This window comes from Streptomyces sp. 8K308 (assembly GCF_004348315.1).
Lineage (GTDB): Bacteria > Actinomycetota > Actinomycetes > Streptomycetales > Streptomycetaceae > Streptomyces.
Map to the genome: position 1 here is coordinate 1 of NZ_SMKC01000067.1, position 26,610 is coordinate 26,610.

Genomic DNA, 26,610 nt, shown 5'->3' on the forward strand with positions numbered 1-26,610 from the left:
AGCCGCGGCCGGCCCATGGCCCGGCCGGTGACCGGGGCGGACCAGGCCCGGGCTTTGCCCCCTCCCGAGCCGGCCCGCCGGGCCGAAGGACCACGCCCCCGCGGCCTCGGCGGCGTAGCCGCGGCCGGCAGCCCGTGGCCCGGCCGCCCCAACCCGGAGCGGGCGGTGGCCCTGCCGGGCCGGCCTGGTGGCCCGCTCCCGCAGCCGTAGCTCCGGCCAAGGAGCGGACCCGGCCTGCCGGCCTGCCCGGCCGCGCTGCCGCGGCCCGCGAGCGGAGCGCGGGCCGTCCGGCGTCCGGCCGGTGGGGGTGTCGGGCTTGGCCGGAGGGTCGTCGTGGGATGACAGCGGGGGCTACCTGTCGGTAACTTCGGAAGTGCCCGCTCGTCCGACGCTGGGAGGAACCATGCCGGAAGCCGTCATCGTCGCCGCCGCCCGCTCGCCCATCGGCCGCGCCTTCAAGGGCTCGCTCAAGGAACTGCGCCCCGACGACCTCACCACCACCATCGTCCGGGCCGCGCTCGACCAGGTGCCGGAGCTCGATCCGGCCGACATCGACGACCTGCTGCTCGGCTGCGGCATGCCCGGCGGCGAGCAGGGCCACAACCTGGGCCGGGTGGTGGCCGTCCAGCTCGGCCTCGACCGGCTGCCCGCCTGCACGGTCACCCGGTACTGCGCCTCCTCGCTGCAGACCACCAGGATGGCCTTCCACGCCATCAAGGCCGGCGAGGGCGACGTCTTCGTCTCGGCCGGCGTGGAGATGGTGTCCCGCACGGTCAAGGGCTCGTCCGACGGCCTGCCCGACACCCGCAACCCGCTGTTCGCCGACGCGGAGGCCCGCAGCGCCCGCCGCGCCGAGCAGGGCGGCGAGGGCTGGCACGACCCGCGCGAGGACGGGCTGCTGCCCGACGTCTACATCGCCATGGGCCAGACGGCCGAGAACCTGGCCCGCCTCAGGGGCGTGACCAGGCAGGAGATGGACGAGTTCGGGGTGCGCTCGCAGAACCTCGCGGAGAAGGCCATCGCGGACGGCTTCTGGCAGCGCGAGATCACCCCGGTGACCACCCCGGACGGCACGGTGGTCGCGGCCGACGACGGCCCGCGGCCCGGCGTCACCTTGGAGGGCGTCGCGGCGCTCAAGCCGGCCTTCCGGCCGGACGGCCTGGTCACGGCGGGCAACTGCTGCCCGCTCAACGACGGCGCCGCCGCGCTGGTGATCATGTCGGACCGCAAGGCGCGCGAGCTCGGCGTCACCCCGCTGGCCAGGATCGTCTCCACCGGCGTCTCCGCGCTCTCGCCGGAGATCATGGGGCTCGGCCCGGTGGAGGCCAGCCGGCGGGCGCTGGCCCTGGCCGGGCTCACGATCGACGACATCGATCTGGTCGAGATCAACGAGGCGTTCGCCGCCCAGGTCATCCCCTCCTACCGCGAGCTCGGCATCGACCTCGACCGGCTCAACGTCAACGGCGGGGCGATCGCCGTCGGCCACCCCTTCGGCATGACCGGGGCCCGCATCACCGGCACCCTGCTCAACTCGCTGCGCTGGCACGACAAGCGGCTCGGCCTCGAGACCATGTGCGTCGGCGGCGGCCAGGGGATGGCGATGGTGCTGGAACGACTGGCCTGAGCACCGCGGGCGCGCCCACCGCCCCGCGCCCCGGCTCTTTACAGACGTGAGACCGAAGCGGACCCGGGATGTGATCCACGCCGGCGCCCCGGGAGAAGGGGCAGGTCAGCGCGGCGACGGGGGCGCGTTTCGGACCAAAGACCTATCCCATTCATGACGTTTTGCACTGCACGGCGTGGCCGCGACCCGGAAACCTGAGATAAGAAGTCAGGGACAAGAGTCTTCTGGGAGCGAGTCCGTGAGCGCCATATCCGTGATCCTGCTGGTGGTCGCAGGCACCTGCGTCGCCTCTGTCGCCCTGGGCGCGCTGACCCTGCGCACCGCGCACGCCATGCGCCGCGAGCTGCGCGAGCTGCGGGCCGAGCTGCTCGCCGCGCGCGGGCTGCCGGCCGCCAGGCCCGTGCCGCCCGAGGAGATCCGCACGGCCGTCGCCGCCGCCCTCGCCGACGAGCGGGAACGCGAGCTGGCCGAGGCCCGCGCCTACTGGGCCGAGCAGGACGCGAGGGACAGCGAGGGCCCCGGCGGGCTGCTCGCCGGCCGGGGCCTCGGCTACGAGGTCGCGGAGGCCGACGAGGAGCTGCTCGACGCACTCCTCGAGCGCTACCTGCTCAGCGACTCCGGCTATCTGCCCGGCGCGCCGCGCACCGCCCGCGAGGGCGCCTCGTTCATTCCCAGGCAGGCCGACGACGAGCCGGCGGAGAGCGAAGAGCAGTCCCTCGACCCGGTGGACGGCACCGAGGACGGCGAGTCCGCCGAGCTGGCCGCCGCCCGGCGCCGGCACCCCTCGCACCCCGGCTTCACGCTCACCGGGGAGGCCGTGGAGCGCGGCGGGGACCGCTCCCCCCGCGACGAGCAGCGGCACACCGCCGACCGGCTGACCCGGCTCGCCGAGGCCCGCACCCCGCTGGCCGACGTCCGGCACGGCCCGATGGGCACGCTCGACGTGCTGCTGTTCGCGGACGGCACGACGCTCTGCCTCACCCCGAGCCACCAGGAGGCCGCCGAGCGGCTCGCCGAGGCGGTGCGGGCCGGCGAGGAGCCGGTGCTGATGGGCGGCTCCGGCTTCTCCGGCGCCTACGCGCTGACCTTCTCCTACGGCGCCGAGAGCGTCTACCTGCTGGCGGACCGCGTGGTCGCCTCCACCTACCGGAACGACTGAGGCATGACCCTGGAGGATCTCTACGCGGCAGTCGACGCGGCCGCCGACCGGCTGCGCACCCTGCCGGAGAGCCGGCTGCGGCGTGGCGCGGCGGCCGACGGGCTCGCCCTCGCCGGCGAGCTCACCAGCCGCGCCCAGCGCCTCGAGGTGCCGTACGGCGCGCCGCGCCGGCTCCCGGAGGTCGGCATCTACGCCGTGGGCGACCAGGTGGCCGTCTGCGGCTACGACCTGGCGCGGGCCGTCACGGACGCCGGGGACGACGACCAGGCCGCCAGGCGGGCGCTGGCCGAGGCGCTGGAGCTGCTGGAGCGGTACCGGTGAGCCGCCGCCGGTGAAACGCCGAGGGCCCGGCGAGACGACGTCTCGCCGGGCCCTCGACCAGCCGTGGGTCAGTCCCCTTGCAGGATGGCCACCAGGCGCAGGAACTCCAGGTAGATCCAGACCAGGGTCAGGGTCAGGCCGAAGGCGGCCAGCCAGGCCTCCTTCTCCGGGGCACCGTAGGCGATGCCATCCTCGACCTGCTTGAAGTCCAGGGCGAGGAAGCAGGCGCCGAGCACCACGCCGGCGATGCCGAACAGGATGCCGAGGCCACCGTCCCGCAGGCCCAGGCCGTTGCCCCCGCCGATCATGGCCACGATCAGGTTGACCATGGAGAGGAGGACGAAGCCGAGGGCCGCGGCCAGCACGAACTTGGTGAAGCGCTGGGTGACGCGGATGATCCGCTGCTTGTACATGAACAGCACGCCGGCGAAGACCGCCATGGTGCCGATGACGGCTTGCATGGCCGCGCCGGGCGCCACCGCGTTGATCGCGTTGCTGATGGCGCCGAGGAAGAGGCCCTCCGCGACGGCGTACGCCATGATCAGCGCGGGGGACGCCTCACGCTTGAAGGACTGCCACAGGCCGAGGCCCAGCGCCACCAGGGCGAAGAGCACGCCGAGGCCGACCGGCATGTCGGTGATCCAGGCGGCCGCCGCGGCGACGACGACGGTGCCCAGGGTGATGGCGGTGCGGGAGACGACGCTGTCGATCGTCATCACACCGGCGCGAGTGGGGGCGGGCGGCACGAATCCGCCAGCGGAGCCCACCTGCGGCTGCGCATACGGGTTACCCGGCTGCGCGTAGGGGTTGGTCGGGCTACCCGCGTACGGATTCCCGGTCTGCAGCTGCGGCCCGGCGTTGAAGCCGGCGTAGCCACCGTCCCGACTGAACCCCCGACGCGTGAAGACCGGGTTGCTGCTCCTCATCTCACTCCTCCATGGCCGCACGGCACGACCTTGACCACCAGAGTAATGCGTTAGCAAAGACTGCACGGTAGTGCAGTAGGAGAAACGAGCGAAAGGGGTTTGAAGGTTCCCGTACCGGACCGTAACCACACTGTCGGCTCCCCGGCCCCCGAACGGCCTCACGCGGGCGGTGGGGGCGGCCCGTCCGCCCCCACGTCAACGCCGTGGCGCCTGGTGTGCCCGGAGCCGGACTTGAACCTGTAAGAGCCCCCCTCCTGACCTGCGGAGATGCCAGAGCGCCCCTGTCACCTGGGGAAACGGGGCCGATCGAGCCGGTTCCAGCCCGAGACAGACCGATCGAAGGGGCGGTTGGTGCACCCGGCGCACCCACGGGTGCACCAACAAGAATCGGGCCCCGGTGCCCTTCGGTAGGCCCCTGACCGTGCCCTCCTGGACCATCGTCACGCTGCGGGCGTCCCGTCAGCTTCGCACCGTCGGGGTGCCCCTGCCGCCTCTTCGGTGGGCGGCCTGACGGCATTTCTGCTGCTGTGCCGAGCCAGGTAGCCGCTCCGATCCCCTGTGCTTGCACGCAGGACCCCCGTCTCCGCAGCGGAAGCCGTCCCCGGCTCTCGTCGGTGGACGGCTTACGAGAACATGCAGAACGCCTTCGCGCCCGAGCGGAAGACCACCCCGACGCCCGGATGAGACGGCGGCTGCTCGCGGTCCGAGTAGCCATACGTCCGCAGGATCTCCTTCGAGCCGGCGTTGGACAAGATGGCCGCCAGGTCCAGCTCGATGTCGCGGGCCTCGGCAAAGTTTCGCCGGAGGTACGAAGCCCTGTCCCAAGGCGCATTGGCACCCGAGGACACAATCCCGTTCCCTACACCACCTGATGCGAGAGATCACCGAATGACTCACACCCGCCCACTCACGGGCAAGCAGCTCGCTGGCATCGCCACCTGGCGGAAGTCCAGCTACTCAGACGGAACCGGGCAGAACTGCATTGAAGTCGCAGACCTAACCAGCACTGCCTACCATGGCTTTGCCGTGCGCGACTCCAAGAACCCGACCGGGCCAGCCCTGCTGCTCGCCTCGGAGCGGTTTACAGCGTTCGTCAGGGCCCTTCAGGAGGGCTCAGACATCGGCCAGCTCCCCTGATCCGACTCTGCGCACTGCGGCCCCGCCCTCATCGAGCGAAGGCGGGGCCACTGCTCGTTGTACGTGCCCCGAACGGCACCACCAGAATCGGCTGGTCAGAAGAAAGTGACTTCTGGGAACTGTCCGGAGGGACCGTCCAGCAACCCGTGGTCGCGGTCGCGCAGCCAGAGGTCGAAGAACGCCTTGACGTAGGCCCGCTGGGCAGCGATCGAACGGTCCGGGGCGATCGTTCCGACGGGGGTGAACTCCGTGGTGATGACGCCGGCCTCCACCATCTGGGGGAAGAGGACCTGAGCATCGGTGTAGCTGCCGTGGGTAGAGCCGACGAGTGACACGAAACGTCGCCAGCCACTGAGGCTGTACCAGAACTCGGTCATCATCCGGCCGAGTTCGTCGGGGCCTTTGCCGTTGCTGCTCATGATCATGAAGGGGCGCCCGCCGATCCGGCGCGCGATGTCGGGCACCTGTTCGGTGAGGGTGGCCGGGGAGACGTGGCCGTCCAGGTCGAGCCCCGCCGTGATCCGGTCGTCATGGGCCATGCTCTGTCCGGTCGTGGCTCCACCGACCGAGTGGCCGAACATGCCGACCCGGGTCAGATCCAGGCTGCGGGCCAGGCCGGCGGGCAACGGGCGCTGCCCCGCGTCAGGGTTTCCACCCCCGGCCAGCACGGCGAGCGTGTCGAGGAGGAACAGGGCGTCGCCGTAGCGCAGCCGCACCATGGCCGTCGGGCCCTCCGGCAGGATGGGGCGGGCAGTCTCCACCCGTTCGCCGGGGAACTCCACCTCGCCAGCGTCGTAAGTGTGGTCGATGGCGACGACGACATAGCCGTGGCTGGCCAGGTCCTCCACCAGGACGGTCCCCTCCGCGCGGTCCGCCGTCGCGCCCGGCGAGTACAGGACCACGGGGTAGGGCCCGGCGAGACAGTCGGCGGCGGTGTCCTGGTGGGCGTGGGTGACGGGGAAGTCGACGGCGTCCAGCGAGACGTCGAAGCCCTCCGTCGCGATCGTTTGCAGTTCCGCCTCCCGGCGGGGCCGGTAGGCCCTCAGGGTCGCGGGGGTCATCCAAGGAGCTAGCTGGCCACCTGCCCTGGCGTGCGCCGGGTACCACACGCTGACCATCAGCTCGCGGGGGTGCGAGTCGGACGACCAGGGGTCCTGGCGGGCGTGATCGATCAGATGCAGGGAGGTCGTGCCGATCCGGTGCCGGCCTGTCAGCGCGGGCAGGGTCAGCAGCGTTCGGGCCGACCCCGGGTGGCCCAACGCGCTCGCCGGTCCCACTGGCAGCGACAACACTGAGGCGAGCGCCGCCGCGCCGCCGAGCAGGCCGCGACGGCTGAGGGTGCCCCCGCGGGGCCGGTGGCTCTGATGGCTTTGTCTGCTCATGGGCTTGGGTCTGCCTTCCACGCTTCTGCGGGTCTGCTGGAGGCCGCGACAGCGACGCGGCTGACAGGAGGTTTACGCGAGCGGTGGTTTCATCGCGGTATCACCGGCGGCCGGTCCGGTGGAGGGCCGCCCCGGCCGGGGAGGAAGGAAGCGAGGAACGGTGCGGGTGCTCGTCATCGAGGACGACGCGGAGCTGGCCGAGGCGGTGGCCGTCGGCCTGCGCCGGGCCCGGATGGCCGTCGATGTCGCGTTCAACGGACCCGATGGGATGGCGCGGGCTCTGGAGAACGACTACGACGTGATCGTTCTGGACCGGGATCTGCCGGGCATGCACGGTGACGACATCTGCGCCGGACTCGTCGCCGACGGACGTCGCAGCCGGGTACTCATGCTCACAGCGGCGGCCACCACTGAGGACCTCGTGCACGGACTCGGACTGGGGGCCGACGACTACCTGCCCAAGCCGTTCGACTTCCCGGTACTGATCGCCCGCATCGGCGCGTTGCTGCGCCGCGCTCAGCCCGCCATCCCCCCGGTTCTGCGGCACGGTGACCTCACGGTCGACACGGCGCGCCGCACCGTCAGCCGGGGCGGCCGGCGGGTGGAGCTCACGCCGAAGGAGTTCGGCGTGCTCGAACTGCTGCTGGCCTCGCAGGGCCGGACCGTCTCGGCCGAGGAACTACTGGAGCGCGTGTGGGACGAGGCCGCCGACCCGTTCACCAGCGCGGTCAAGCTCACGATCAGCCGGTTGCGGGCCAAGCTCGGCTCTCCTCCACTGATCGAGACCGTGGCCAAGTCCGGCTACCGGATATGACGGCGCCCTCGCGCCCCCGCAACCGGCGCTCCCTGCGGCTGCGCCTGACCGCGCTCTACAGCGTTCTCTTCCTGCTGTCCGGCGCGGTGCTGTTGGCCCTCACCTACCTGCTGGTATTCCACCCGGCTGACGGGGTCCTGGCCACCGGGGGGCGCGACGGGGGCAGCGTCATCGGCCCGCGAGACGGCCGGCCCACAGACGCGGAACTCTGGCTGGAGAGCGACGGCCTCACCGAGGAACAGCTGCGGGCCCAGGCGGACAGGCTCGAAGTCCAGGCGCGCCGCCAACAGACGGCCGACCGGCACCGTTTCCTCATCCGATCGGCGATCGCCCTCGTCGTCCTCGGGGTCCTCTCCGTCGTGGTGGGCTGGGTCGTCGCCGGCCGCCTGCTGCGCCCTCTGCGCACGATCAACGACAGAGCTCGGGAGATCTCGGCCGCCAGCCTGCACGAACGCCTCTCGCTTAACGGTCCCGACGACGAACTCAAGCGGCTGGGCGACACCATCGACGCGCTGCTGGCGAGGCTGGAGGCGTCCTTCCAGTCGCAGCGCCAGTTCGTCGCCAACGCCTCGCACGAACTGCGCACCCCACTGGCCCGGCAGCGGACCCTGGGACAGCTCGCTCTGTCCGACCCCGAGGCAACCATCGACTCCCTCCGAGCAGCCCACGAGCGTGTGCTCGCGGCGGGCCGGCAGCAGGAACGGCTGATCGAGTCCCTCCTCACTCTCACCCGTAGCGAGGGAGGGCTCGACCGACGGGAGTTGTTCGATCTGGCCGATGTGACCGCCCTGATCGTCCATGCTCGCCACCCCGAGGCCGAACAACGAACCCTGCGTGTCACCAAGACACTTGGCCGCGCCCCAGTCAGGGGCGATCCCCGCCTTGTCGAGCACCTGATCGGCAACCTGGTGGACAACGCCCTGCGCCACAACGCCGCGCCAGGCTGGGTCGAGGTCACGACCGACAGCAGCCTGGGACGTGCCACCCTCTCCGTCGCCAACACCGGACCCGTGATCCCGGAATCGGAGATCAGCCGGCTCTTCCAACCCTTCCAGCGACTGGGCACAGACCGCACCCACCACGACACGGGGCTGGGACTCGGTCTCTCCATCGTCCGGGCGATCGCCACGGCCCACGACGCGGACATCACAGCCCAGCCCCACCCGGCAGGCGGCCTGCGGATCACTGTCACCTTCCCCGGCGGCCACGCCTGACGGGCAGGCAGGGCGACGCGGCACGTGCGCCAGGCCCGTGGGGGACGAGGGCGCTCCGGGAGAGGGCCACGAAGCTCGGTGCGGGTGCCGATCGACGGACCGCCTCGGAGACCGTCTCCCGTTCGGCCTGCGGATCCAGTTCAGCGATCAGGGCGCCGATCACTGCGATGGGGTCGCGTCCGTCGTCGTCCGGGCACTTGCCGCATCGCGGCCGCCCGGTCCGGTCGCGTGAAGCGACCCGGCGGGTGTTTCCGCAGGCAGCACACGGCTCGGGCTGTGGCCGCCCGCAGTTCCAGCAGTACCAGTCCTGGCCGCGGCGCTGGAGGGTTCGCATCTGCCTGCCGCATTCGGCGCAACACGGCGGCGAGACCGTCTGGGCCCCGGCCTCACGCAGGGCGATGAGCAGGTCGCCGACGGCCCTGGGCGCCGGCGAGCGACCGTCGTTCAGCACACGAGGATGCTCAGTGAGATGTGCCGCGAGGAGGCGTGACTGTCACCCACAATCGCCGGACCCCTCCCCGAGTCGCCACGGTCGGTGGTGCAATAAGCACGTGGAGGAGCCGATCCGTCATCCCCTCACCCCGACGCGGTACTCGTGCCAGGGCCGGACCGCGACGATGACGTACTTCCCCGGCAGCGCCGCCCGGCGCTGATAGCGCAGCACCCGCTGCAGGGCGTCACTGTGCCAACCCACCGGGTTCGCCGCGTGCTCGGCGATCGTTGTCTTTCTCGCATGGCTTCCACTACCTCGCTCCGGGATCGCCAACGATGAGCAGCGCCCCCCACGGAGTTCGTGGACTCGCGGAGGGGCGACCGAGGCGTTTCACGCCTGCGTGCGTCGCGCTCACCTGGACGACCGCGGCGCGCCGTCCGGTCAGGGCCGGCCGCTGTGGCGCAGCCGGAGCCGGCGCCGGGGATGCGAACGCAGCACGGGGTGGAGGTCCCAGCCCTGCTCCGAGGCGACACGCAGGACGTAACCGGCGCCCGCGCCTCGGAAGTAGTGCACTCCGAGGTCCAGATCGCGCTGGAGACCGCGGGAGGTCTCCACCAGCCGGGTCTTCCTGGCGATGTGACGGTCCACGCGCGCCCGGTAGTACGCCGAGTCGCCCTCCCGCACCAGCGCCACCGGGGTCACGCACCAGCGGGGAATGAACGGCACCCGGCCCAGTGTGGCGTCCAGCACCCGTATCGCGCCGTCCTCGGTGCGCGGCAGCACGTAGACGATTAGTTGGACCACCGTGGTCACGCCGTAGAAGCAGGCCGCGAGGGCGATCCACACCACCCACCACAGCGGCAGGAACACCAGGGTCAGGGGGAGCAGCAGCAGCCAGCGCAGCGCGGCCGGCCGAACGGGGAGCGGTCTCCAGGCAGGGGCGTCGTAGTCATGCACGGACAGCGTTCTCCCCCGGGTTTGTCATGGCGCTTGACGGCGTGCCACGAGTCTACGCCGAACCCCGGGCGGCTCACGCGGCCCCGGGGTTCACTGCGCAGCACACCGTTCGCGTCGCAGTACACGCCGCCGGCGGCCGCGGTGAGGTCACAGGCGTAGGGCCAGGCGGCGGTGGCCGCGGTCACGGGGGAGCTGGCGGAGCCGTCTCCGGACAGGCCGCATCCAACGTTGACGGTGGCGGCGCCAGTCGGCACGTACAAGCCGTCGGGTCCGAGCGTGAGGTTGTTGCCGGCTCGGGGCGAGAGCACGACGCCGATGGTGCCGCTCGCAGGGTCATAGGCGACGCCGTCCAGGCCGGCGAGGCAGGGCCGCACGTCGGCGCAGGGTACCTCGGCGTTGACGATTATCGGGTTGGCGGTGCTGCCCGTGCCGTCGATCGTGACGTTTCTGCCGGGGCGGATCACGCAGGTGCAGTTCCCGCCGCCGGCGCCGCAGCCACATCTGGCCAACACACCCTCCTTATGGTGTGTATGGCCCGACCCAGAACCAGCGGCTCGGGCCCGAGTGTAGCCGCGGGCCTCCGGATGCGGTCCGGACATGCTGCCCGGACAGCGAGGACAGAGGACGGGACGGCTCCGGGGCGGGCCGTGGGGCCGGTCGGCCTGCGCTGACATGCACCGGGGGCGCCGTGCGCGCGTGTCCGGGCAGCGTGTCGCATCCGGTCAGCCGTAGAGCTCGACCACCACCAGGCCGTGGCCGCCGGGCGCCCCGTCATACGGATCCTCGTAGGACAAGGCACCGCCAGCACCGGCGCCTCGGCCGCGCGAAGTCGTGCCGGCGCCGGCGCTGGCACGCGCGACGCCGCCGTAGCCCCACCTCGAGTCACCACCGGCACCCGACAACCCAGCGTTCCCAGCCATCCGCAGGGCTCCTCCGCTGGCGCTACCACCGATGGTGAGCTGCCCGACGCCGCTGATCGCCGCGTTGACGCCGCTCACCGCGTACGGGGTCGTGCCGGTGACCATGTTCGCTGTGCCGCCGCCCCCCGGGCGCGGTGCAAAACCCGCCGAAGCTGCTACTGCCGCCGGCGCCGCCGGGGTTGTTGCGGATCCCCGCCGCGCCCCCCTCGCCCACCACGACGGTCTCCACCGCGCCGAGCGCCGACGCCTCGATCAGCGACTCGGAATACCCGCCGCCGGCCCCGCCGGGGCGGGCGGTGCACTGGCCCGCTGAGGCGTCCGCGCCGGCTGACCCGCCGCCTGCTCCCTGCACCTGGACGCGGACCCGGGCAAGCCACGGGTAGTCGCTCCTGCGGAACTGATGAACACCCACATCCAGGTAGATGCGGCGCTCACGCAGGCCCTGTTGGCCGGCCCGGAGGCAGAGTTCGCCGGTATCCGTGATCGTGAAGTACTCGGGGCACACGCAGACCTGCGCCACGGGACCCTCCCAGGAGGTGTGCGGCCCGGCCCACAACCAGCGGCTCCCGGCCATCGTAGGCCGACCAGGTCAGGCAGATACCGCGGTGGCGGTGCAGTGCACGTGCACGTCGACGGCCGGCGTCGGACTCCGGCCGTCGACGGCCGGGCGCCACACCCTCACCGTCGCGCCGGCTTCGTTCAGTTCCTCGAGCACGGCCGTCAGCACACCGGTGCCGGCCGGCAGCGCGGTCAGCACCGGCGGCGCGGCGAACAGGCAAGGGAACTCCCATCGGGCACGGCCGTGTTCATCGGTGGTGATGACAGCCGCTGTCGGCCGCGCGGACCGTGTGAGGGCCGATGGTGGGGGCGTCGCCGGCGTGCTCTCCTCCGACTCCTTCGACGCCGCCGGGCGGCCGGTCCGGCGGATCGTCGCTCGGGAGCGTCGGTCCAGGTCCCGCAGGATGCCGGCCAGGGTGTTGCCGGGCAGCCGATGCCCAGGGGTGCCGCGATGCGCCATCAGCTCCCGGCCTCCGCTCCGGTCGCCGCCAGCTGCACCTGGACGCTTTCACTGCCCGGCTGGCCCGCTGTGCCGCCCGCTTCCCGGACCCGCACGCCGACGATCTTCAGCCGTTGGCTGAGCACGCGGCAGGTGGCCGTGCTGGTGACGTCCAGGCACCAGCCGGGCACGAGTCGGGACACGTTGACCGGCGCGTCCGGACTGAGGGTGACCTGGGCGGAGTCCAGCCACACCGGCACCGAGCGCGAAGAGCGCAGGAGCGCGCGGGCGGCGGCCTCCGCCGAGGGCCTGTCGGGGATGGAGTTCTGCTGCACGTAGCGCTCCAACAGCCCGTAGTACTCGTCGATGTCGCCGACCTCGCCCATCACGTCGGCCTCTTCGTCACCGGCCACGATGATCCGCGTCGCCAGAGCGGCGCCGTCCTCGACCACGGTCAGGCCGGCCGGTAGGTCCATGTCGGTGAGTTGACCGAGCGACACCGTGTGGGTCTCCGGCAGCAGCACGATGGTGTGGCCGACCACGGTGTAGTCGATGCCGGCCTCGGCCAACTCCCGCAGGTGGTCGCCGGTCTGGCCCACGTCGCGGGTGTAGCTACGTGCTCCGCGCACACCGGCCGGTGCGACGATCTGCACCTCGTGCCCGGGGTCGGCCGGCGCGTACCCGTCCTCGATCAACCAGGCGGCGATGTCGGCCAGGTCGGAGTCGCCGCCGAAGTCCACGCTCTGGTGGGGGACTCGGCGGTCGAGGATCGCGGCGATGTCGGCCGCCTGAATCTCCAGGCCGTCGCTCGTCCACTCAGGCCGAAGGATCGGCCCGTCCCACACGAACTCGCCGTCGCGCCAGATCACGAGCCGGTGGCGCCAGGCCCTCACCTCGCCGAGGCGCTCGCAGCAGTCACCGTCCGGCGAGATCGTGACGCTGGCGGTGCTGGTGTCGTCCAGGGTCCGGGTCCACTCCACGGCGGTGAGGGTCTGGGCTGGCGCGATCGTCGCGCCGGAGCGGTCGACGATGGCGGCGCTGTGGGATCCGCAGCCCGCGGTGGCCATCAGTACCCCCTGCCCGACACGGAGATCGTCACCAGCGCGTCCTGCGCTGGCGGGTTCATCGTAGAGCTGGGCCCGGTTCCGCTGACGCTCGGCGTCGTCCTTGGCATGCATGTCCATCACGGCTTCAGCCGCGTTGAGCATCCGCTTCAGCGGCCACTCGTGCGGGTTGATGCCCGCGAGCGCGAGCTGGCCGTCCCACGTCTCCCAGGAGTCGGCGATGGCGCGGCAGAGTCGGTGGATGACGTAGGAGGGCGGCCACCGCCGTACAGCTCGATCGCCCATTCGAGGAGGCCGACGAGGATCCGGTCCGGCAGCGGCATCGAGGCGTCGACAACCTCGGCGCCCTGCGTGTCGGCCGCCAGTTCCCCGGCGTCGTCCGGGTTCTGGAATGTGGCGAGGACCTGGCCGTCTCGGACGACGTCCCAGCGGGCGAACATGCTGGCGGACTCGGGCACCATCACGCTGGCGATGAACATGCGGATCGCGGTGGTGGTCATGCGCATCGCGCTGGCGGTCACGCCGGCCAGGTTGTTCAAATCCACCCCGCCGTCTTCGAGCCGGTTCTGCAGGGCCTCGTAGTTGGTGACGAACTGGTCGCCCATGACCTCGGGCTGAAAAGCCAGCTCGGTGCCGCCGACGTCTGCGATGTGAGGCTCGGTGTGAAGGGCGAACGCTTTGCGGGCCATGGGGGCACTCCCGGAGCAGCCTGGTGCGGGTGCCCGGCCCACAACCAGCGGCACCGCCAGGGTAGCGGCTGCTCAGCGGCCCCAGCGGAGCGCGCGGGCCAGGAAGTTGTTCGCCCGGGTCCCGGGGTGCCGCACGTAGGCGGCGAACACGCTGCGCCCGCCGACAGTGAAGCGGAGCGCACGCCGGCGCCGGGGCCGGATGATGTGCGGCCGGGTTCCGTCCAGCACGTAGCGGACGGCCGGGTGGTCGCAGCGAACCACGCCGGTCAGGCCGCGGGGCCCCTCTTCGATCCGGGTGTCGACGTAAGCGCCCAAGCGCCCGGGCGCCTCGCGGCGGGCGATGCTGGCGACCCGCTCGGTGCGCCGACGCAGGGCGCGTTCAGCCCGGCCGCCGCGAGCCCGCACGAGCCGCTGGAGCCGGCCGGCGTCGATCCTCACCTCAACAGCCACATCAGGACACCTCCCCATCTGGGCACTTCGAGCAGCCCGGCAGCGCCACGGTGACGCGCTGCTCGATGCCGACGCAACCGCCTTCCGGACCGACCGTGCGCTGCGTGCCGAGGACGAAGCGCCGGCCGCGCCGGCCGCCGCCGGTGGCGGGGAGGCAGCACAGCAGCGCGTTGTAGACCGTGACCGCGTCCACGTGCAGGATCCTGGCGGCCGCGTTCAGGTCGGTGCACCGGGGCGGGCAGCCCGTCTCGTCCGGCATCGGGGCGCACCGCAGCAGGGTGATGACGAGCTCGACGGCGGTGACCGGCGGCGGAATGCAGCCGCGGGCGCCTTGGACATCCCTGTTCTCTGCCGGGAAGTTGATGCCGGAGGGGTAGAGGCGGGCAATGTTGACGGTGAGCTGGCCGCCGGCCCGCTGGTCACTGCACGGGTCGTCGCAGCCGTCCCACGCTGGCGCGCCGGGCACGACGCATGCCCGGCAGTCCGGGCAGCCCGGCTGGCCGTCGATCTCGGCGGCGGCCTGGTCCAAGGCGGCGCACACGCAGCCGAGTACGGCCTCGGCCAGATCGTGCACGGCGAACGGGGTCAGGGCCATGTCGTCCGCCGTGGGGGTCGGAAGTCCGGGCTGTAGACCCGGGACGGAGAGGTCATTCGGTACGGATTCACCGTGCTGAGCCACAGGTCGACCAGGGGCAGACCGGTGCGGCCCTCGCTGTAGATGAGGGTCGGGTCGCCGAACTCCATGTCCACGCCCTGCCGGGAGAGCCGGGACACGTTCCGGCCCGCCCGGCACCCGCACGCGCCGGGCGCGCAGCCCTTGATGAGGTGGCAGACCAGCTCGGAGACAGCGGCAATCGCCGCCTCGTCGACGGGGAGGCCGATCCGGTACGTCACGGTGAACGTGCCCGGCGAGCCTGACGGCTCGACCATGTTCTGGCAGCTGGGCCAGCACCCGCCGTCCGTCCTGACGAGCCGGCCCGGGGCGTCGACGCGGTACGCCTCCGGGACCAGGACCTCCCCGTCGACGTCTACTTCGACGACGTCGAAGACGGGTCCGGGGAGGTAGACCTCGCACAACTCCCCGCAAGCACAGTCGGACGAGCAGCCGCACACGGAGGCGTTCCGCCAGACCCCCGTCGAGTCGATGTAAGGGATCCACCGGCCACCGGTGCCCCACTGCACGGTGAGCGGAGACGATGCGAGGCAGGCACGGCGACACGGCCGCACCGTGACCGGGCACGGCCCGATGCACCGACCGGAAAGCCCCCACAGCAGTTGGGAAGCGACCCGGCGCCACCGCTCCACCACGGCCTGGTCTGTTCCGTCGGGGAGTTCGCAGCACAGGTCAATGGGCCAGGGGTCGCACACACCCGTCTGGAGCGGCATCAGCGGCCCCCGGGCCGCTCGTAGCGGCAGGCCCGCGGGAAGGTGCGGCGGATGTGCAGGCCGACCGCGCCGTTGGTGAAGCTGTCCGGCATGGTCGACAGGAACGGCGAGTCGACCGGGAACACGGGCCGCCGGTGCAGGACTTTGACGTCCTCGATGCGAGCGCCGCCGATGCGGGACAGCACCCCGTACGCTGTGCGCTTGTGCAGGACGTCCAGGTGCCGGCCGAGGTCGAGGGTGTTCAGCATGCCTGCCTTGTCGACCAGGAGCGGCACGTGCAGCTCGTAGGACAGCGGATCGGCATGCCCGAGGCTGACGAGCAGGTCTCTCGTCTCCCTCAGCCCTCGCAGGTACTTCCCGCTGCCGCGCGAGGCGTAGTACCGCTCCACGTCCCTGACCGGGCCGCGGTGCAGCACCGGCACACCGTCCACCAGCCGCTTCATGACGAAGAAGTCATCGTTCGTGAGTAGGAACGGGTCGGACACCTCGGTGTGCTCGATCGCAGCGCGCACCGCCAACGTCGTGTTCGCGTACTTGGTGCCGGTCTGGCGGGTCGGGATGTGACGGACATCGGCCGCCCACGGCGGCCGGTAGCCGACAAGCCACACGTGCCGGTGCGGGAGGTGCGCCGCCCACCTCCGCAACGCATAGCGCAGCTGGGCGTTGGCCGCGCCCTCCCGGACCGGCACGACGATGTCCGGCGCCGCCATCAGGACGCGAGGCACAGTTCGCTGGCGAGCGGCACGTAATCGCAGCCCGGCTCGGGCGGCGCCACCGTGGTCAGGAAGATCCGCCTGTGGCAGGTCTGGCCGAGCGGCGCCAGCAACGGGCCCCGGCCGCGTCCTGCGCCATGACGTCGAACGGGCCGACGCCCCACCGGCCGCTCCGAAGCCGCCGGAAGCGCGCTGCGGGCCCCTTCAAGGGCTTCTCCAGCGCCGCCTGCGGGCCCGCCCGCCGGAGCATCTCGGAGACGGTCGCCATCGCCTCGTCATCGGCTTCGGGCAGCAAGTGGCCGTACAGGTCCGACGTCGTCTTGATCGACTCATGGCCGAGCCGGCGCTGCACGTACGTGAGGCTGTGGCCCTTCGAGATGAGCGCCGCCGCGTGGCTGTGCCGCAGGTCGTGGATGGTGGGGTGCTTATGCTCCGGCAGTAGCCCCAGCTCGTGGGCGCGCCGCACCGCGGCTTCCCAGCGGTCGTAGAACGTGCTGTAGGGCAGCCTTTCACCGCGCCCGTTGTGGTGGATCAGGTCGTGTGGCCCGAGGCGCCGCACGCCGCGAGCTGCCCAGCGTGCCCAGAGCTCGGCGTCGATCCGCACCGACCTGCGCCCCGCCCGGGATTTCGTCTTGCCCAGGTACCAGCCCTTGTCGGGGTGGCGCTTCCAGGCCCGCACGATCTTCAGCCGTGGCTTCGCAGGGTTGTCGTGGTCCACGTGCCGACGGGCCACCGCGGTTATCTCGCCCCAGCGTCCGCCGGTGCCGTAGAGGTCGTCGACCACGTCCTTGTCCGACTCCAGGTCGAAGCAGGACCGGATGCCCGCGACCTCCTCGGGCGTGCAGAAGCAGATGTCCTCGCCGATCTCGTCGTCGTCGATGCCGTCGTCATCTGCCCTCGGGAGGCGAGTGCGTGCGCAGGGGTTGCGGGCCCTCAGCGGTGGCTCGGCCTGGACCGCCTCGTTCAGGATGCTGGAGAGCAAGCCGTGGAGGTTGCGGAGGGTCTTGGGGCTCATGGGCTTGTGCTGGGAGCCGCGCCAGACCTTGGTCTTGGCCATCGTGTTGACCCAGGCCCGACCGTCCTGCTGTTGAAGTGCTCGGTGCTGCGGACGTCGCAGTTCTGGAAGGTCGGGAAGATGTAGGTCTCCAGGTCGCGTAAGCAGTCTCTTCGGTACCGCTCCTCGCTCCCGGTGCGGGTTTTGATCACTTCGAGCGCGAAGTCCCGGAAGCGGTACTGCTCGGTGCCGGCCGCGGGGTCGATGTAGCCCTGGCCCTTGACCCAGCCCAGCGGCCACCGGTTGCCGTTGTCCTCAACGGCTTGGCGGAAGAGCTCCGCAGACGACTCGTCGTCGAACCGCTCCGTCTGCCAGTCGCCGCCCTCACGCCACTTCACCTGCCAGCTGGTTATCTCGCCGGCCTTGTTCTTCCGTGCCACGATGCTCGCCATGGCACGCAGGCCAGCCCCCGAGTGTTCCCACGGTGTTCCCGTGAGGGCAGATCCAGGGGGCTAGATGTGGTCGCTTTCGCTGGTCAGACGCCGTGGCGCCTGGTGTGCCCGGAGCCGGACTTGAACCGGCACGGCCCGAAGGCCAGCGAGTTTTAAGCTCACCGTGTCTGCATTCCACCATCCGGGCACAGATCCCAAGCCGTTCCGGGCGCCGTGCGCGCCTGAGGCGTCTACTGAGCTTAACTGGCGGATTGGCCCGAACACCGGTGCCCCAGGCGGATGTTGTCTGATTTTATGAGCCCCTGATGACGCATCAGACACCGAGGTCCCGGCCACAGGCCGCTCCCCCCTCGTCACCACCTCCTGGAGCCCCTCGAGGATTGACGCAAATCAACCCTCCGCATCCTTCCGGGCACACACGATGATCGAGCCTCCGGCGGCGTGGTGGCCCCCCGGTCGATCGCCACCCTGACCATGGGCAGGGCAGCGGGTCCTCCTCAGGTATGACGCGGGCCCTTCGGCCGTCACTCTGAAGAACTCGCCAGAACCGGCACGGAGACTGATCCCCGGGACCGGGGGCAGGCACCACGATGGATGGTGCCTGCCCCCGTCCCGACAGGAGAAGCACGTGTCCAGCATCGCCGCCGCCCCGCACACCGCGTCCACCTCGGCCGTGGCGGCCCAGGCCAGGGACCTCACCAAGGTCTACGGAGAGGGCGAGACCAGGGTCGTCGCCCTGGACCACGTCTCCGTGGACTTCCGGCAGGCCGAGTTCACCGCGATCATGGGGCCCTCTGGCTCCGGCAAGTCCACACTGATGCACTGCATGGCCGGCCTCGACTCGATCTCCTCGGGCTCGGCCCGGCTCGGCGACACCGAGCTCTCGGGGCTGAAGGACAAGAAGCTCACCCAACTGCGGCGCGACCGGATCGGCTTCATCTTCCAGGCGTTCAACCTGCTGCCGACGCTCAGCGCCCTGGAGAACATCACGCTCCCCATGTCCATCGCCGGCCGCAAGCCCGACAAGGCGTGGCTGGACCGGGTGGTGGCCACCGTCGGCCTGGCCGACCGGCTCAGGCACCGGCCGAACCAGCTCTCCGGCGGCCAGCAGCAGCGCGTCGCGGTGGCCAGGGCGCTGGCCGCCCGGCCGGAGATCATCTTCGGCGACGAGCCAACGGGCAACCTGGACTCGCGCGCCGGCGCCGAGATCCTCGGCTTCCTGCGGAACTCGGTGCGCGAGCTCGGCCAGACCGTGGTGATGGTCACCCACGACCCGGTCGCCGCCGCCTACGCGGACCGCGTGGTCTTCCTGGCCGACGGCCGCGTCGTCGACGACATGCCGGAGCCGACCGCTGAGCGGGTCCTCGAGCACATGAAGCGGTACGACGCGAAGGGCCGCACGAGCTAAGCGAGCTAAGCCTGGCGGCTCACCGCCACGGCGCCTGGCGGCTTGGCGCCCCGAAGGCTCCGGCCGACGGGCCCGCAGCCAAGCCGGTCCGGCGCGCGACGCCCGGCTCCGGCGGCCGGGAGCGTGGCGCCGGCCCTGGCCCGTCCGGCCCGAAGCCCCCGACACAACCACGTCCGTCACGTCCCCGGCCTGACCGGTGGGCGAACCACTCACCTGGATTCCCCATGCTCCGAACCGCCTTGCGCAATGTGCTCGCGCACAAGGCCCGGCTGCTGATGACCACGCTCGCCGTGCTGCTCGGCGTCGCCTTCGTCTCCGGCACGCTCGTCTTCACCTCCACCATCTCCGAGGCGTTCCAGCGCAGCGCGGAGCGCTCCCTGACCCACGTCGACCTCGCCGTCCAGCCGGACGCCGACAGCGAGGCCGCCGAGGACGACCCGCGCGGCGCGGCCAACCTCACCCAGGAGCTGCTCGACCAGGTCGCGGCGCTGCCCGGGGTCGCCGCCGCCACCGGCGAGGTCTCCGGCTTCGCCGCGCTCGCCGACAAGGAGGGCGACCTGGTCGGGTCCGGCTGGGACACCACGGGCGCCAACTACTACGCGGGACCCGACGGCGCAGGCACCGACACCCGCTATCCGATGGCCGAGGGCCGCGCGCCCGCCGGCCCGGGCGAGATAGCCATCGACTCGCACACCGCCGAGCGCACCGGCTACCGGGTCGGCGACACGGCCCGCGTCTCGGTGAACGGCCCGGTCCGCGAGGAGACCATCACCGGCGTCTTCACCACCGAGGACGGCGCGGTCGCCGCCGGCGGCTCACTGGTGCTCTACGACACCGCCACCGCGCAGGAACTGTTCACGCTCCCCGGCGAGTTCACCAGAATCACCCTGGAGGCGGCGGACGGCACCTCGCAGGACCAGCTGTTCGACGAGGTCGAGCCGCTGCTGCCCGCCGACGCCGAGGCCCTCACCGGGCAGGAGCTCGCCGAGGAGCAGGCCGCCGACATCGAGGCGGCCACCAGCGGCATGCGCACCGGACTGCTCGCCTTCGCCGGCATCTCGCTGTTCGTCGGCATCTTCATCATCGCCAACACCTTCACCATGCTGGTCGCCCAGCGCACCAGGGAGTTGGCCCTGATGCGGGCGGTCGGCGCCAGCCGCCGCCAGGTCACCAGGTCGGTGCTGCTCGAGGCGCTGGTCGTCGGCCTGGTCGCCGGCCTGAGCGGCTTCGCGGCCGGCGTCGGCATCGCCGCCGGCTTCCGCTCCCTGATGAACACCTTCGACCTGACCGTCCCGGAGGGCCCGCTGGTCATCTCGCCCTCGACCGTGCTCGCCTCGCTCGTGGTGGCCGTCGTGGTAACCATGCTCGCCGCCTACCTGCCGGCGCGCCGGGCCGCCAAGATTCCGCCGGTCGCCGCGATGAACAGCGTGCACGCCGCGCCCACCGTCCGAGGGCTGCTGGTGCGCAACACCATCGGCGCGCTGCTGGCGGGCGCCGGCGCGGCCCTGGTGCTCCTCGGCATCGACCGGGACGACAACGGCGCCACCATGGGCGGCGGCGCCGGCCTGCTGGTCATCGGCGTCTTCGTGCTCACGCCGCTGCTCTCCCGCCCGGTGATCGCCCTGGCCAGCCCACTGCTGAGGGTCTTCGGGGTGTCGGGCAAGCTCGCCAGGCTCAACGCGGTGCGCAACCCCCGCCGCACCGCCGCCACGGCCTCCGCGCTGATGATCGGCCTGACCCTGATCACCGGCCTGACCGTGATAGCCGGCACCGTGTCCAACGCCATCGAGCGGATGGCGGCCCAGACCCTCAGCTCCGACTACGTGGTCTCCATGGCCAACTTCGCGCCGCTCAGCCCGGAGGTCGCCGAGACGCTGGCCGAGCAGCCCGGGGTCACCGGCGTCAGCGGACTGCGCATCTCGCCGGCCACGGTCGCGGGCGACGACGAGTCGCTGACCGGCGTCAACGGCGCGGCCATCGCCAACCTCGTGAGCCCCGAGTTCACCGAGGGCTCCTTCGACGGGCTCGCCGGGGACAACGCGGTGATCGACACCGAGACCGCCGAGACCCACGGCCTGGGGATGGGTGACACCTTCGACGTCACCTACGAGGACGGGCAGCCGGGCCGCCTGACGGTCACCGGCATCTACGAGGACAGCGAGATGATGCGGGGCGTCATCGTCGACAACGCCACGCTCGACCCGCACCTGGACCGCGTCGAGGACTTCCAGGTGATGGTGGCCACCGCCGACGGCGCCTCCGAGGACGTCAAGCAGGCCCTGGAGGCGGCGCTCGGCGACAACCCGGCGATCCTGGTGCAGGACGAGGAGGACGTCGCCGAGGACATCGCGTACATGTTCACGCTGATGCTCAACATGCTCTACGGCCTGCTGGCGATGGCGGTCATCGTCGCGGTGCTCGGCGTGATCAACACCCTGGCGATGTCGGTCTTCGAGCGGCGCCAGGAGATCGGGATGCTGCGCGCCATCGGCCTCGACCGCCGGTCGACCAAGCGGATGGTGCGCATCGAGTCCATCGTGATCGCGGTCTTCGGCGGCGTGCTCGGGGTCGGCCTCGGGGTGTTCTTCGGCTGGGCGGTCGGCGAGATGCTGCGCGGCTCGCTCGCCACCTACGAGTTCATCGTGCCGTGGGAGCGGCTGTCCGTCTTCCTGGCGCTGGCCGCTCTGGTCGGCGTGCTGGCCGCGCTGTGGCCGGCCAGGCGCGCCGCGCGGCTCAACATGCTGGAGGCCATCAAGGCCGACTGAGCCGGCCGCTGGCGCCCCGGTCCCGCGCCCACCACGGGGGGTGGCGCGGGGCCGGGGCGCCGACGGTCACGGTTACGCCGCCAGGTCCCGCTGGGCGCCAGGGGCCGGACGCCAGTCGCGGGTGCGCAGCGGCAGCCCGGAGGCCCCGGTGGCCGGCGGGCGGACGGCGAGGATCTGGTTGACGCCGATGTGCCCGCGTTCGAAGGAGAGGGCGGAGGCGGCCATGTAGAGCCGCCAGACCCGGGCGCGGCCCGGGCTGGTGAGCCGGACCGCCTCCTCCCACCGCTCCTCGAGGTTCCGCACCCACTGCCGCAGCGTGAGGGCATAGTGCTCGCGCAGCGCCTCCAGGTCGCGGACCTCGAAGCCGGCCCGCTCCAGCAGGGTCACCGTGCGCCCTACCGGGGCGAGTTCACCGTCGGGGAAGACGTAGGCGTCGATGAACGGGTCGATCCGGTAGCTGGACTCGTCCTTCATGGGGCGGCGGGCGATCTGGTGGTTCAGCAGCCGGCCGCCCTCCCTCAGCAGCCCGAACAGCTGCCCGGCGTACTCGCGGTAGCGCGCGGTGCCGACGTGCTCGGCCATGCCGACCGAGGAGATGGCGTCGAAGGGCCCGTCGTCGGTCTCCCGGTAGTCCTGGACCCGGAACTCCACCCGGTCCTCGAGACCCTCCTTGGCGGCCCGCACCCGGGCGTACTCGGCCTGCTCCGTGGAGAGCGTGATGCCGACGACCCGGGCGCCGTACTCGCGGGCGGCGTGCAGCGCGAGCGAGCCCCAGCCGCAGCCGACGTCCAGCAGCCGCTGGCCCTCGCGCAGGTCGAGCTTGCGGCAGATCAGGTCGAGCTTGTTCGCCTGGGCCTGCTCCAGGCTGTCCCCCGGCGCGTCGAACACGGCGCAGGAGTACACCATCGAGGGGCCGAGGACGAGCTCGTAGAAATCGTTGCCCACGTCGTAGTGGTGGCTGATGGCCTGCCGGTCGCGGCGCAGCGAGTGCATGGGTCCTGTGCGGCGGCGCACCTCCTCGCGGGGCGGCGACGGTGGCACGAGGACCGGTCCCGCGAGCGCGAGCAGCTCGCGGCCGGCGGCCAGCACGGCCCGGCCGGCCGGCGCCGTGCCCTCCGGGCGGTTCCAGACCATCCCCGAGATCAGGCCGAGCGCCGGGTAGAGCTCGCCCTCGACGTCGAGCTCGCCGGCCACCCAGGCGCGGGCCAGGCCGAGTTCGCCGGGCCGGAAGAGCAGCCTGCGCAGCGCGCGCGGGTGCCGCACCACGAGGACGGGCGCGTCCTGCGGGCCGGCCTCGCTGCCGTCCCAGGCGCGGATCAGTACGGGGGGTGGCGCGCCGAGCAGCCGCTCGACGAGGGCGGCGATACGTGGTGCAGCAGTCATTCGGGACACACCTCCAGGAGTAGGACGGGGCACGCCCCGCCCACCTTGGCACCGAGACCCTCCCGAAACGCCCTTACCGCACCGTCCATTCCGCCATTCGAGCGCAAGAGGCACGTAACGGCCGAAGGGGCGGCCGGCCGAAGCCGTCCGCCCCTTCGGGACGATGTCGCCGGGGGTGTCGACGGGGTGTCGACGGGGTGTTCAGCCGGCGGCCTTCGCCTTGGGCTGCTCCTCGACCTTCCTGGTGGCCGCGGCCGTGACCGGCGCCGCCGCCTCGTAGAACTCCTCGCGCGGGTGCTCCATCGCGCCGAGCGAGACCACCTCGCGCTTGAGGAAGAGGCCGAGCGTCCAGTCGGCGAAGACGCGGACCTTGCGGTTCCAGGTCGGCACGGCCATGCCGTGGTAGCCGCGGTGCAGGTACCAGCCGAGCCGCCCGCGGAAGCGGAAGGTCAGCTTGCCCAGCTTGATCATGGCCACGCCCTTGCGGAGGCCGAGCCCGGCCACCGCGCCCATGCTGGCGTGCTTGTACTCCTTCTGCGGGAAGCCGCGCATCCCGGAGATGACGTTGTCGCCGAGCACCTTGGCCTGCCGCAGCGCGTGCTGCGCGTTCGGCGGGCACCACGCGTTCTCCACGCCGGCGGCGCGCGCCGCCAGGTCGGGCACCTGGGCGTTGTCGCCGGCCGACCAGATGTAGTCGGTGCCGGTGACCTGGAGGGTGGGCTGGGTGTCAACGTGGCCGCGGGGGCCGAGCGGCAGGCCGTAGCGGGCCAGCGCCGGGTTGGGCTTGACGCCCGCGGTCCACACGATGGTGTTGGAGTCGGCCACCACGTCGTTGCTCAGCTCGACGCGCCCGTCCACGCAGGACTTCACCGAGGTCTTCAGGTGCACCTCGATGCCGCGCGCCTTCAGGTGCTCAAGGCCCCACTCGCCGAGCTTGGGCCCGACCTCGGGGAGGATCCGGTCGGCCACGTCGACCAGCACGAAGCGCATGTCCTCGCGCTTGACGCTGGGGTAGTACTTGGTGGCGTCCCGCGCCATGTCCTCGACCTCGCCGATGGTCTCGGCGCCGGCGAAGCCACCGCCGACGAAGACGAAGGTCAGCGCCTTGCGACGGACCTCCTCGTCGATGGTCGAGTCGGCCTTGTCCAGCTGCTCGAGCACGTGGTTGCGCAGACCGATGGCCTCCTCGACGCCCTTCATGCCGATGCCCTGCTCGGCGAGCCCGGGGATCGGGAAGGTGCGGGAGACCGCGCCGAGCGCGACCACCAGGTAGTCGAAGGGGACCTCGTACGGCTGGCCGACGAGGGGCGCCACGGTGGCGACCTTGCGGTCCTGGTCGATGGAGGTGACCCGGCCGGTGAGGACCTCGGCCTTGGGGAGCACACGGCGCAGCGGCACCACGACGTGACGCGGGGAGATGCTCCCGGCCGCGGCCTCGGGGAGGAAGGGCTGGTAGGTCATGTACGAGCGCGGGTCGACGACGGTGACGGTTGCCTCGCCGTAGCGCATCTTCTTGAGGATGCGGCGGGCCGCGTACATACCGACGTACCCGCCACCAACGACGAGGATTCGGGGACGCTCCGTGGTGCTCATGCCATCGAGTATCCACCCGGCCTCCGCACCCCCCTCGTGAGGGGCTTCACAAGGTTGGCCGGGTGTTCTGCTACACTGCGCGGCCCTTTGCCTGGCTTGCCGCCCGGCGGGGGTCGCCGCCGGGGCGAAGCCGCTCCTCAGAGGCCCCTTCGACGGGCACGCGGCCCCGCCGACGACCAGTCCCGGCGGGCCGCCGACCGGCCATCGCCGGGGCGCGAACCGGCCGTTGTCGGGCAATCCGGCCCCGACCGGCCCCAGCGGGAGCGTTTCGGGGCCGATCCGCATGTGAAAAACTTCACGAGGTGGGTTTCGATGTTGGTTTCACGGCGTTTCCGACGGGCGGTCCTCGGCCGCGGTGTGCAGGAGTCCGTCGAGGATGTCGTGCTCGCTGACCAGTACCTCCCGGGCGCCGGTCCGCTCCATGACCTTGAGCAGCACCAACGCCCCTGCGCCGATCACGTCGACCCGGCCCGGGTGCATCACGGGGATCGCGGCGCGCTCCTCGTGGGTGGCGGCCAGCAGCCGCTCGGTGATCTCGCGCACGCGCTCGAGCGGGACCCGGGAGTGGTGGATGGCGGCCGAGTCGTAGCCCGGCAGGTCGAGCGCGATCGCGGCCACCGTGGTGACCGAGCCGGCGAGACCGACCAGGGTGTGGGTCTCGGTCAACGGCACGCGCTCGGCGGCCAGTTCGAGCGCGGCGTCGATGTCGGCCACTATGGCGTCGACCAGTTCGCGGCCCGGCGGGTCGGCGATCACGCCGTCCCGAAGCAGGTGCCGCTCGGTCAGCCGCACGCAGCCGATGTCCACGCTGCGGGCGGCGCGCACCGCGTCGTCGCCAAGCACGAACTCGGTGGAACCGCCGCCGATGTCGAGCACCAGGTAGGGCGGGGTGAGCCCGGGCAGCGCGGTCAGCTCCCGGGTGGCGCCGGTGAAGGACAGCGCGGCCTCCACGTCCCCGGTGACGACCTCGGGCGCCACGCCCAGGATCTCCCGGACACCGCGGGTGAACTCGTCCCGGTTGGCGGCGTCCCTGGTGGCCGAGGTGGCGACGAAGCGCACCCGGTCCCGTGGGACGCCGTGCGTCGCGATCGCCGCCGCGTACTCGCGGCAGGCCGCGAAGGTGCGCTCCAGCGCCTCGGGGGCGAGCCGGCCGGTGCGGTCCACGCCCTGGCCGAGGCGGACGATCTCCATCCGCCGCTCCAGGTCGGTCAGCCGGCCGGTCGCCGGGTCGGCGTCGGCGACCAGCAGCCGGATGGAGTTGGTGCCGCAGTCGATCGCTGCCGCCCTCGTCATGGCGCTTCCTCCCGCTCGAAGACGGTCTCGGACGTCGGCTGGGCCGGCCGGGCCACGCAGGGGCCCTTGCGCCACCACTCGGGCAGCATCGCCAGCGCCTCGTCCCCCAGCGGGTTGACGCCGGGGCCGGCCGCCAGGGCGTGGGCGACCAGCACGTGCAGGCACTTGACCCGGTCCGGCATGCCGCCGGCGCTCGGGAAGCCGGGCAGCACCTCGATGGCGTCCCGGCGCGCGATGTAGTCCTCGTGCGCGGCCCGGTAGGCGGCGGCGAGATCGGGGTCCTCGGCGAGCCTGGCGGTCATCTCCCGCATCACGCCGTCGGCCTCCAGGGTGCCGATGGCCGAGGCGGCGCGCGGGCAGGTCAGGTAGTAGGTGGTGGGGAACGGCGTGCCGTCGGGCAACCGGGGCGCGGTCTCCACCACGTCGGGGTTGCCGCACGGGCAGCGGTGCGCCACGGCGCGCAGTCCGCGCGGCGGGCGGCCCAGCTGCGCCTGGACGGTGTCGACGTCGGCGTCGGTCGGGGGCGGGATCGGGGA

28 protein-coding genes, 1 tRNA gene and 1 pseudogene are annotated in these 26,610 nt (G+C 71.9%); 9 read left to right on the plus strand and 21 right to left on the minus strand.

What is annotated here, in order from left to right; all coding sequences use genetic code 11:
- From E1265_RS37970 to E1265_RS12780, 4 genes and pseudogenes are all read left to right on the plus strand, one after another.
- A pseudogene (locus E1265_RS37970) lies at positions 1-210 on the plus strand (hypothetical protein); the annotation flags it as partial.
- Positions 211-403: 193 nt separating this feature from the next.
- Positions 404-1,624 (plus strand): acetyl-CoA C-acetyltransferase, encoded by a 1,221-nt coding sequence (locus E1265_RS12770; protein ID WP_132930420.1) that lies wholly within the window; start codon positions 404-406, stop codon positions 1,622-1,624.
- Between the two features lie 238 nt (positions 1,625-1,862).
- Positions 1,863-2,783 (plus strand): hypothetical protein, encoded by a 921-nt coding sequence (locus E1265_RS12775; protein ID WP_132930421.1) that lies wholly within the window; start codon positions 1,863-1,865, stop codon positions 2,781-2,783.
- Positions 2,784-2,786: 3 nt separating this feature from the next.
- Entirely contained in the window at positions 2,787-3,104 is a 318-nt protein-coding gene (locus tag E1265_RS12780; protein WP_132930422.1) for a hypothetical protein, read from the plus strand.
- A gap of 68 nt (positions 3,105-3,172) precedes the next feature.
- Here E1265_RS12780 and E1265_RS12785 read toward each other — a convergent pair whose 3' ends face one another.
- Together E1265_RS12785 and E1265_RS12790 are read right to left on the minus strand one after the other, a co-directional pair.
- The gene (locus E1265_RS12785; RefSeq protein ID WP_132930423.1) at positions 3,173-4,030 is read right to left on the minus strand and encodes a Bax inhibitor-1/YccA family protein; all 858 of its coding nucleotides are present in this window, start codon (positions 4,028-4,030) and stop codon (positions 3,173-3,175) included.
- A gap of 623 nt (positions 4,031-4,653) precedes the next feature.
- A complete protein-coding gene (locus E1265_RS12790) occupies positions 4,654-4,878 on the minus strand; it encodes a hypothetical protein (protein WP_132930424.1) in 225 nt (74 codons plus the stop codon).
- A 40-nt stretch (positions 4,879-4,918) separates the two neighbouring features.
- On the opposite strand from E1265_RS12790, the gene E1265_RS12795 reads away from it, so the two are divergent.
- The gene (locus E1265_RS12795) at positions 4,919-5,167 is read left to right on the plus strand and encodes a DUF397 domain-containing protein (protein ID WP_132930425.1); all 249 of its coding nucleotides are present in this window, start codon (positions 4,919-4,921) and stop codon (positions 5,165-5,167) included.
- A gap of 95 nt (positions 5,168-5,262) precedes the next feature.
- Here the strand turns inward: E1265_RS12795 and E1265_RS12800 are convergent, their stop codons facing one another.
- Positions 5,263-6,549: a hypothetical protein gene (locus tag E1265_RS12800; RefSeq protein WP_132930426.1), complete on the minus strand. Its 1,287-nt coding sequence runs from the start codon at positions 6,547-6,549 to the stop codon at positions 5,263-5,265.
- Positions 6,550-6,709: 160 nt separating this feature from the next.
- On the opposite strand from E1265_RS12800, the gene E1265_RS12805 reads away from it, so the two are divergent.
- Positions 6,710-7,363: a response regulator transcription factor gene (locus E1265_RS12805; RefSeq protein WP_132930427.1), complete on the plus strand. Its 654-nt coding sequence runs from the start codon at positions 6,710-6,712 to the stop codon at positions 7,361-7,363.
- Positions 7,360-8,577, plus strand: coding sequence for a HAMP domain-containing sensor histidine kinase (locus E1265_RS12810; protein WP_132930428.1), 1,218 nt, complete (start codon positions 7,360-7,362; stop codon positions 8,575-8,577). The genes E1265_RS12805 and E1265_RS12810 overlap by 4 nt, the downstream gene beginning before the upstream one ends.
- 568 nt (positions 8,578-9,145) lie before the next feature.
- Here the strand turns inward: E1265_RS12810 and E1265_RS40280 are convergent.
- The 14 genes from E1265_RS40280 to E1265_RS12865 form a co-directional block, all read right to left on the minus strand.
- Positions 9,146-9,271: a hypothetical protein gene (locus tag E1265_RS40280; protein WP_279571424.1), complete on the minus strand. Its 126-nt coding sequence runs from the start codon at positions 9,269-9,271 to the stop codon at positions 9,146-9,148.
- A gap of 180 nt (positions 9,272-9,451) precedes the next feature.
- The gene (locus E1265_RS12815) at positions 9,452-9,967 is read right to left on the minus strand and encodes a hypothetical protein (RefSeq protein ID WP_132930429.1); all 516 of its coding nucleotides are present in this window, start codon (positions 9,965-9,967) and stop codon (positions 9,452-9,454) included.
- A gap of 722 nt (positions 9,968-10,689) precedes the next feature.
- Positions 10,690-10,887 (minus strand): hypothetical protein, encoded by a 198-nt coding sequence (locus E1265_RS38930; protein WP_243740735.1) that lies wholly within the window; start codon positions 10,885-10,887, stop codon positions 10,690-10,692.
- Positions 10,888-10,909: 22 nt separating this feature from the next.
- Positions 10,910-11,407 (minus strand): glycine-rich domain-containing protein, encoded by a 498-nt coding sequence (locus E1265_RS12820; RefSeq protein WP_243740736.1) that lies wholly within the window; start codon positions 11,405-11,407, stop codon positions 10,910-10,912.
- A gap of 69 nt (positions 11,408-11,476) precedes the next feature.
- Positions 11,477-11,905, minus strand: a complete 429-nt coding sequence (locus E1265_RS12825; protein WP_132930430.1) for a hypothetical protein — start codon at positions 11,903-11,905, stop codon at positions 11,477-11,479.
- Entirely contained in the window at positions 11,905-13,092 is a 1,188-nt protein-coding gene (locus tag E1265_RS12830) for a hypothetical protein (RefSeq protein WP_243740741.1), read from the minus strand. Before E1265_RS12830 ends, E1265_RS12825 begins: the two co-directional genes overlap by 1 nt.
- Positions 13,093-13,097: 5 nt before the next feature.
- Positions 13,098-13,637 (minus strand): hypothetical protein, encoded by a 540-nt coding sequence (locus E1265_RS12835; protein WP_132930432.1) that lies wholly within the window; start codon positions 13,635-13,637, stop codon positions 13,098-13,100.
- A gap of 72 nt (positions 13,638-13,709) precedes the next feature.
- Positions 13,710-14,087 carry a hypothetical protein gene (locus E1265_RS12840; protein ID WP_132930433.1) on the minus strand — a complete coding sequence of 126 codons (378 nt, stop codon included), beginning with the start codon at positions 14,085-14,087 and terminating at the stop codon, positions 13,710-13,712.
- 1 nt (position 14,088) lies between these two features.
- Positions 14,089-14,682 (minus strand): hypothetical protein, encoded by a 594-nt coding sequence (locus E1265_RS12845; RefSeq protein ID WP_132930434.1) that lies wholly within the window; start codon positions 14,680-14,682, stop codon positions 14,089-14,091.
- Positions 14,673-15,164, minus strand: a complete 492-nt coding sequence (locus E1265_RS38935; RefSeq protein WP_243740737.1) for a hypothetical protein — start codon at positions 15,162-15,164, stop codon at positions 14,673-14,675. Before E1265_RS38935 ends, E1265_RS12845 begins: the two co-directional genes overlap by 10 nt.
- A gap of 308 nt (positions 15,165-15,472) precedes the next feature.
- The gene (locus tag E1265_RS12855) at positions 15,473-16,198 is read right to left on the minus strand and encodes a hypothetical protein (protein ID WP_243740738.1); all 726 of its coding nucleotides are present in this window, start codon (positions 16,196-16,198) and stop codon (positions 15,473-15,475) included.
- 55 nt (positions 16,199-16,253) lie between these two features.
- The gene (locus E1265_RS38940) at positions 16,254-17,243 is read right to left on the minus strand and encodes a site-specific integrase (protein WP_243740739.1); all 990 of its coding nucleotides are present in this window, start codon (positions 17,241-17,243) and stop codon (positions 16,254-16,256) included.
- On the minus strand, positions 17,198-17,632 hold the full coding sequence (locus E1265_RS38945) for a hypothetical protein (protein ID WP_243740740.1): 435 nt from the start codon (positions 17,630-17,632) through the stop codon (positions 17,198-17,200). Before E1265_RS38945 ends, E1265_RS38940 begins: the two co-directional genes overlap by 46 nt.
- 105 nt (positions 17,633-17,737) lie before the next feature.
- Positions 17,738-17,819, minus strand: a tRNA-Leu gene (locus tag E1265_RS12865).
- A 441-nt stretch (positions 17,820-18,260) separates the two neighbouring features.
- On the opposite strand from E1265_RS12865, the gene E1265_RS12870 reads away from it, so the two are divergent.
- The gene (locus E1265_RS12870; protein WP_132930436.1) at positions 18,261-19,040 is read left to right on the plus strand and encodes an ABC transporter ATP-binding protein; all 780 of its coding nucleotides are present in this window, start codon (positions 18,261-18,263) and stop codon (positions 19,038-19,040) included.
- A 224-nt stretch (positions 19,041-19,264) separates the two neighbouring features.
- On the plus strand, positions 19,265-21,805 hold the full coding sequence (locus tag E1265_RS12875) for an ABC transporter permease (RefSeq protein ID WP_132930437.1): 2,541 nt from the start codon (positions 19,265-19,267) through the stop codon (positions 21,803-21,805).
- Between the two features lie 72 nt (positions 21,806-21,877).
- On the opposite strand, the gene E1265_RS12880 is transcribed toward E1265_RS12875, so the two are convergent.
- The 4 genes from E1265_RS12880 to E1265_RS12895 form a co-directional block, all read right to left on the minus strand.
- Positions 21,878-23,188 carry a cyclopropane-fatty-acyl-phospholipid synthase family protein gene (locus E1265_RS12880; RefSeq protein WP_132930438.1) on the minus strand — a complete coding sequence of 437 codons (1,311 nt, stop codon included), beginning with the start codon at positions 23,186-23,188 and terminating at the stop codon, positions 21,878-21,880.
- A 201-nt stretch (positions 23,189-23,389) separates the two neighbouring features.
- A complete protein-coding gene (locus E1265_RS12885; protein ID WP_132930439.1) occupies positions 23,390-24,781 on the minus strand; it encodes an NAD(P)/FAD-dependent oxidoreductase in 1,392 nt (463 codons plus the stop codon).
- Between the two features lie 321 nt (positions 24,782-25,102).
- Positions 25,103-26,074, minus strand: coding sequence for a Ppx/GppA phosphatase family protein (locus E1265_RS12890; protein WP_132930440.1), 972 nt, complete (start codon positions 26,072-26,074; stop codon positions 25,103-25,105).
- On the minus strand, positions 26,071-26,604 hold the full coding sequence (locus E1265_RS12895; protein ID WP_132930442.1) for a DUF501 domain-containing protein: 534 nt from the start codon (positions 26,602-26,604) through the stop codon (positions 26,071-26,073). Before E1265_RS12895 ends, E1265_RS12890 begins: the two co-directional genes overlap by 4 nt.
- Positions 26,605-26,610: the final 6 nt, after the last annotated feature.

What these genes read in the sequence shown, in the direction of transcription:
- E1265_RS12770 (WP_132930420.1), top strand. Translation starts at nt 404, where the DNA reads ATGCCGGAAGCCGTCATCGTCGCCGCCGCCCGCTCGCCCATCGGCCGC.
- E1265_RS12780 (WP_132930422.1), top strand. Translation starts at nt 2,787, where the DNA reads ATGACCCTGGAGGATCTCTACGCGGCAGTCGACGCGGCCGCCGACCGG.
- E1265_RS12785 (WP_132930423.1), bottom strand. Translation starts at nt 4,030, where the DNA reads ATGAGGAGCAGCAACCCGGTCTTCACGCGTCGGGGGTTCAGTCGGGAC.
- E1265_RS12795 (WP_132930425.1), top strand. Translation starts at nt 4,919, where the DNA reads ATGACTCACACCCGCCCACTCACGGGCAAGCAGCTCGCTGGCATCGCC.
- E1265_RS12800 (WP_132930426.1), bottom strand. Translation starts at nt 6,549, where the DNA reads ATGAGCAGACAAAGCCATCAGAGCCACCGGCCCCGCGGGGGCACCCTC.
- E1265_RS12810 (WP_132930428.1), top strand. Translation starts at nt 7,360, where the DNA reads ATGACGGCGCCCTCGCGCCCCCGCAACCGGCGCTCCCTGCGGCTGCGC.
- E1265_RS38930 (WP_243740735.1), bottom strand. Translation starts at nt 10,887, where the DNA reads ATGGCTGGGAACGCTGGGTTGTCGGGTGCCGGTGGTGACTCGAGGTGG.
- E1265_RS12825 (WP_132930430.1), bottom strand. Translation starts at nt 11,905, where the DNA reads ATGGCGCATCGCGGCACCCCTGGGCATCGGCTGCCCGGCAACACCCTG.
- E1265_RS12830 (WP_243740741.1), bottom strand. Translation starts at nt 13,092, where the DNA reads ATGCTCAACGCGGCTGAAGCCGTGATGGACATGCATGCCAAGGACGAC.
- E1265_RS12835 (WP_132930432.1), bottom strand. Translation starts at nt 13,637, where the DNA reads ATGGCCCGCAAAGCGTTCGCCCTTCACACCGAGCCTCACATCGCAGAC.
- E1265_RS12845 (WP_132930434.1), bottom strand. Translation starts at nt 14,682, where the DNA reads ATGGCCCTGACCCCGTTCGCCGTGCACGATCTGGCCGAGGCCGTACTC.
- E1265_RS38940 (WP_243740739.1), bottom strand. Translation starts at nt 17,243, where the DNA reads ATGGCCAAGACCAAGGTCTGGCGCGGCTCCCAGCACAAGCCCATGAGC.
- E1265_RS38945 (WP_243740740.1), bottom strand. Translation starts at nt 17,632, where the DNA reads ATGGCGAGCATCGTGGCACGGAAGAACAAGGCCGGCGAGATAACCAGC.
- E1265_RS12875 (WP_132930437.1), top strand. Translation starts at nt 19,265, where the DNA reads ATGCTCCGAACCGCCTTGCGCAATGTGCTCGCGCACAAGGCCCGGCTG.
- E1265_RS12880 (WP_132930438.1), bottom strand. Translation starts at nt 23,188, where the DNA reads ATGACTGCTGCACCACGTATCGCCGCCCTCGTCGAGCGGCTGCTCGGC.
- E1265_RS12885 (WP_132930439.1), bottom strand. Translation starts at nt 24,781, where the DNA reads ATGAGCACCACGGAGCGTCCCCGAATCCTCGTCGTTGGTGGCGGGTAC.
- E1265_RS12890 (WP_132930440.1), bottom strand. Translation starts at nt 26,074, where the DNA reads ATGACGAGGGCGGCAGCGATCGACTGCGGCACCAACTCCATCCGGCTG.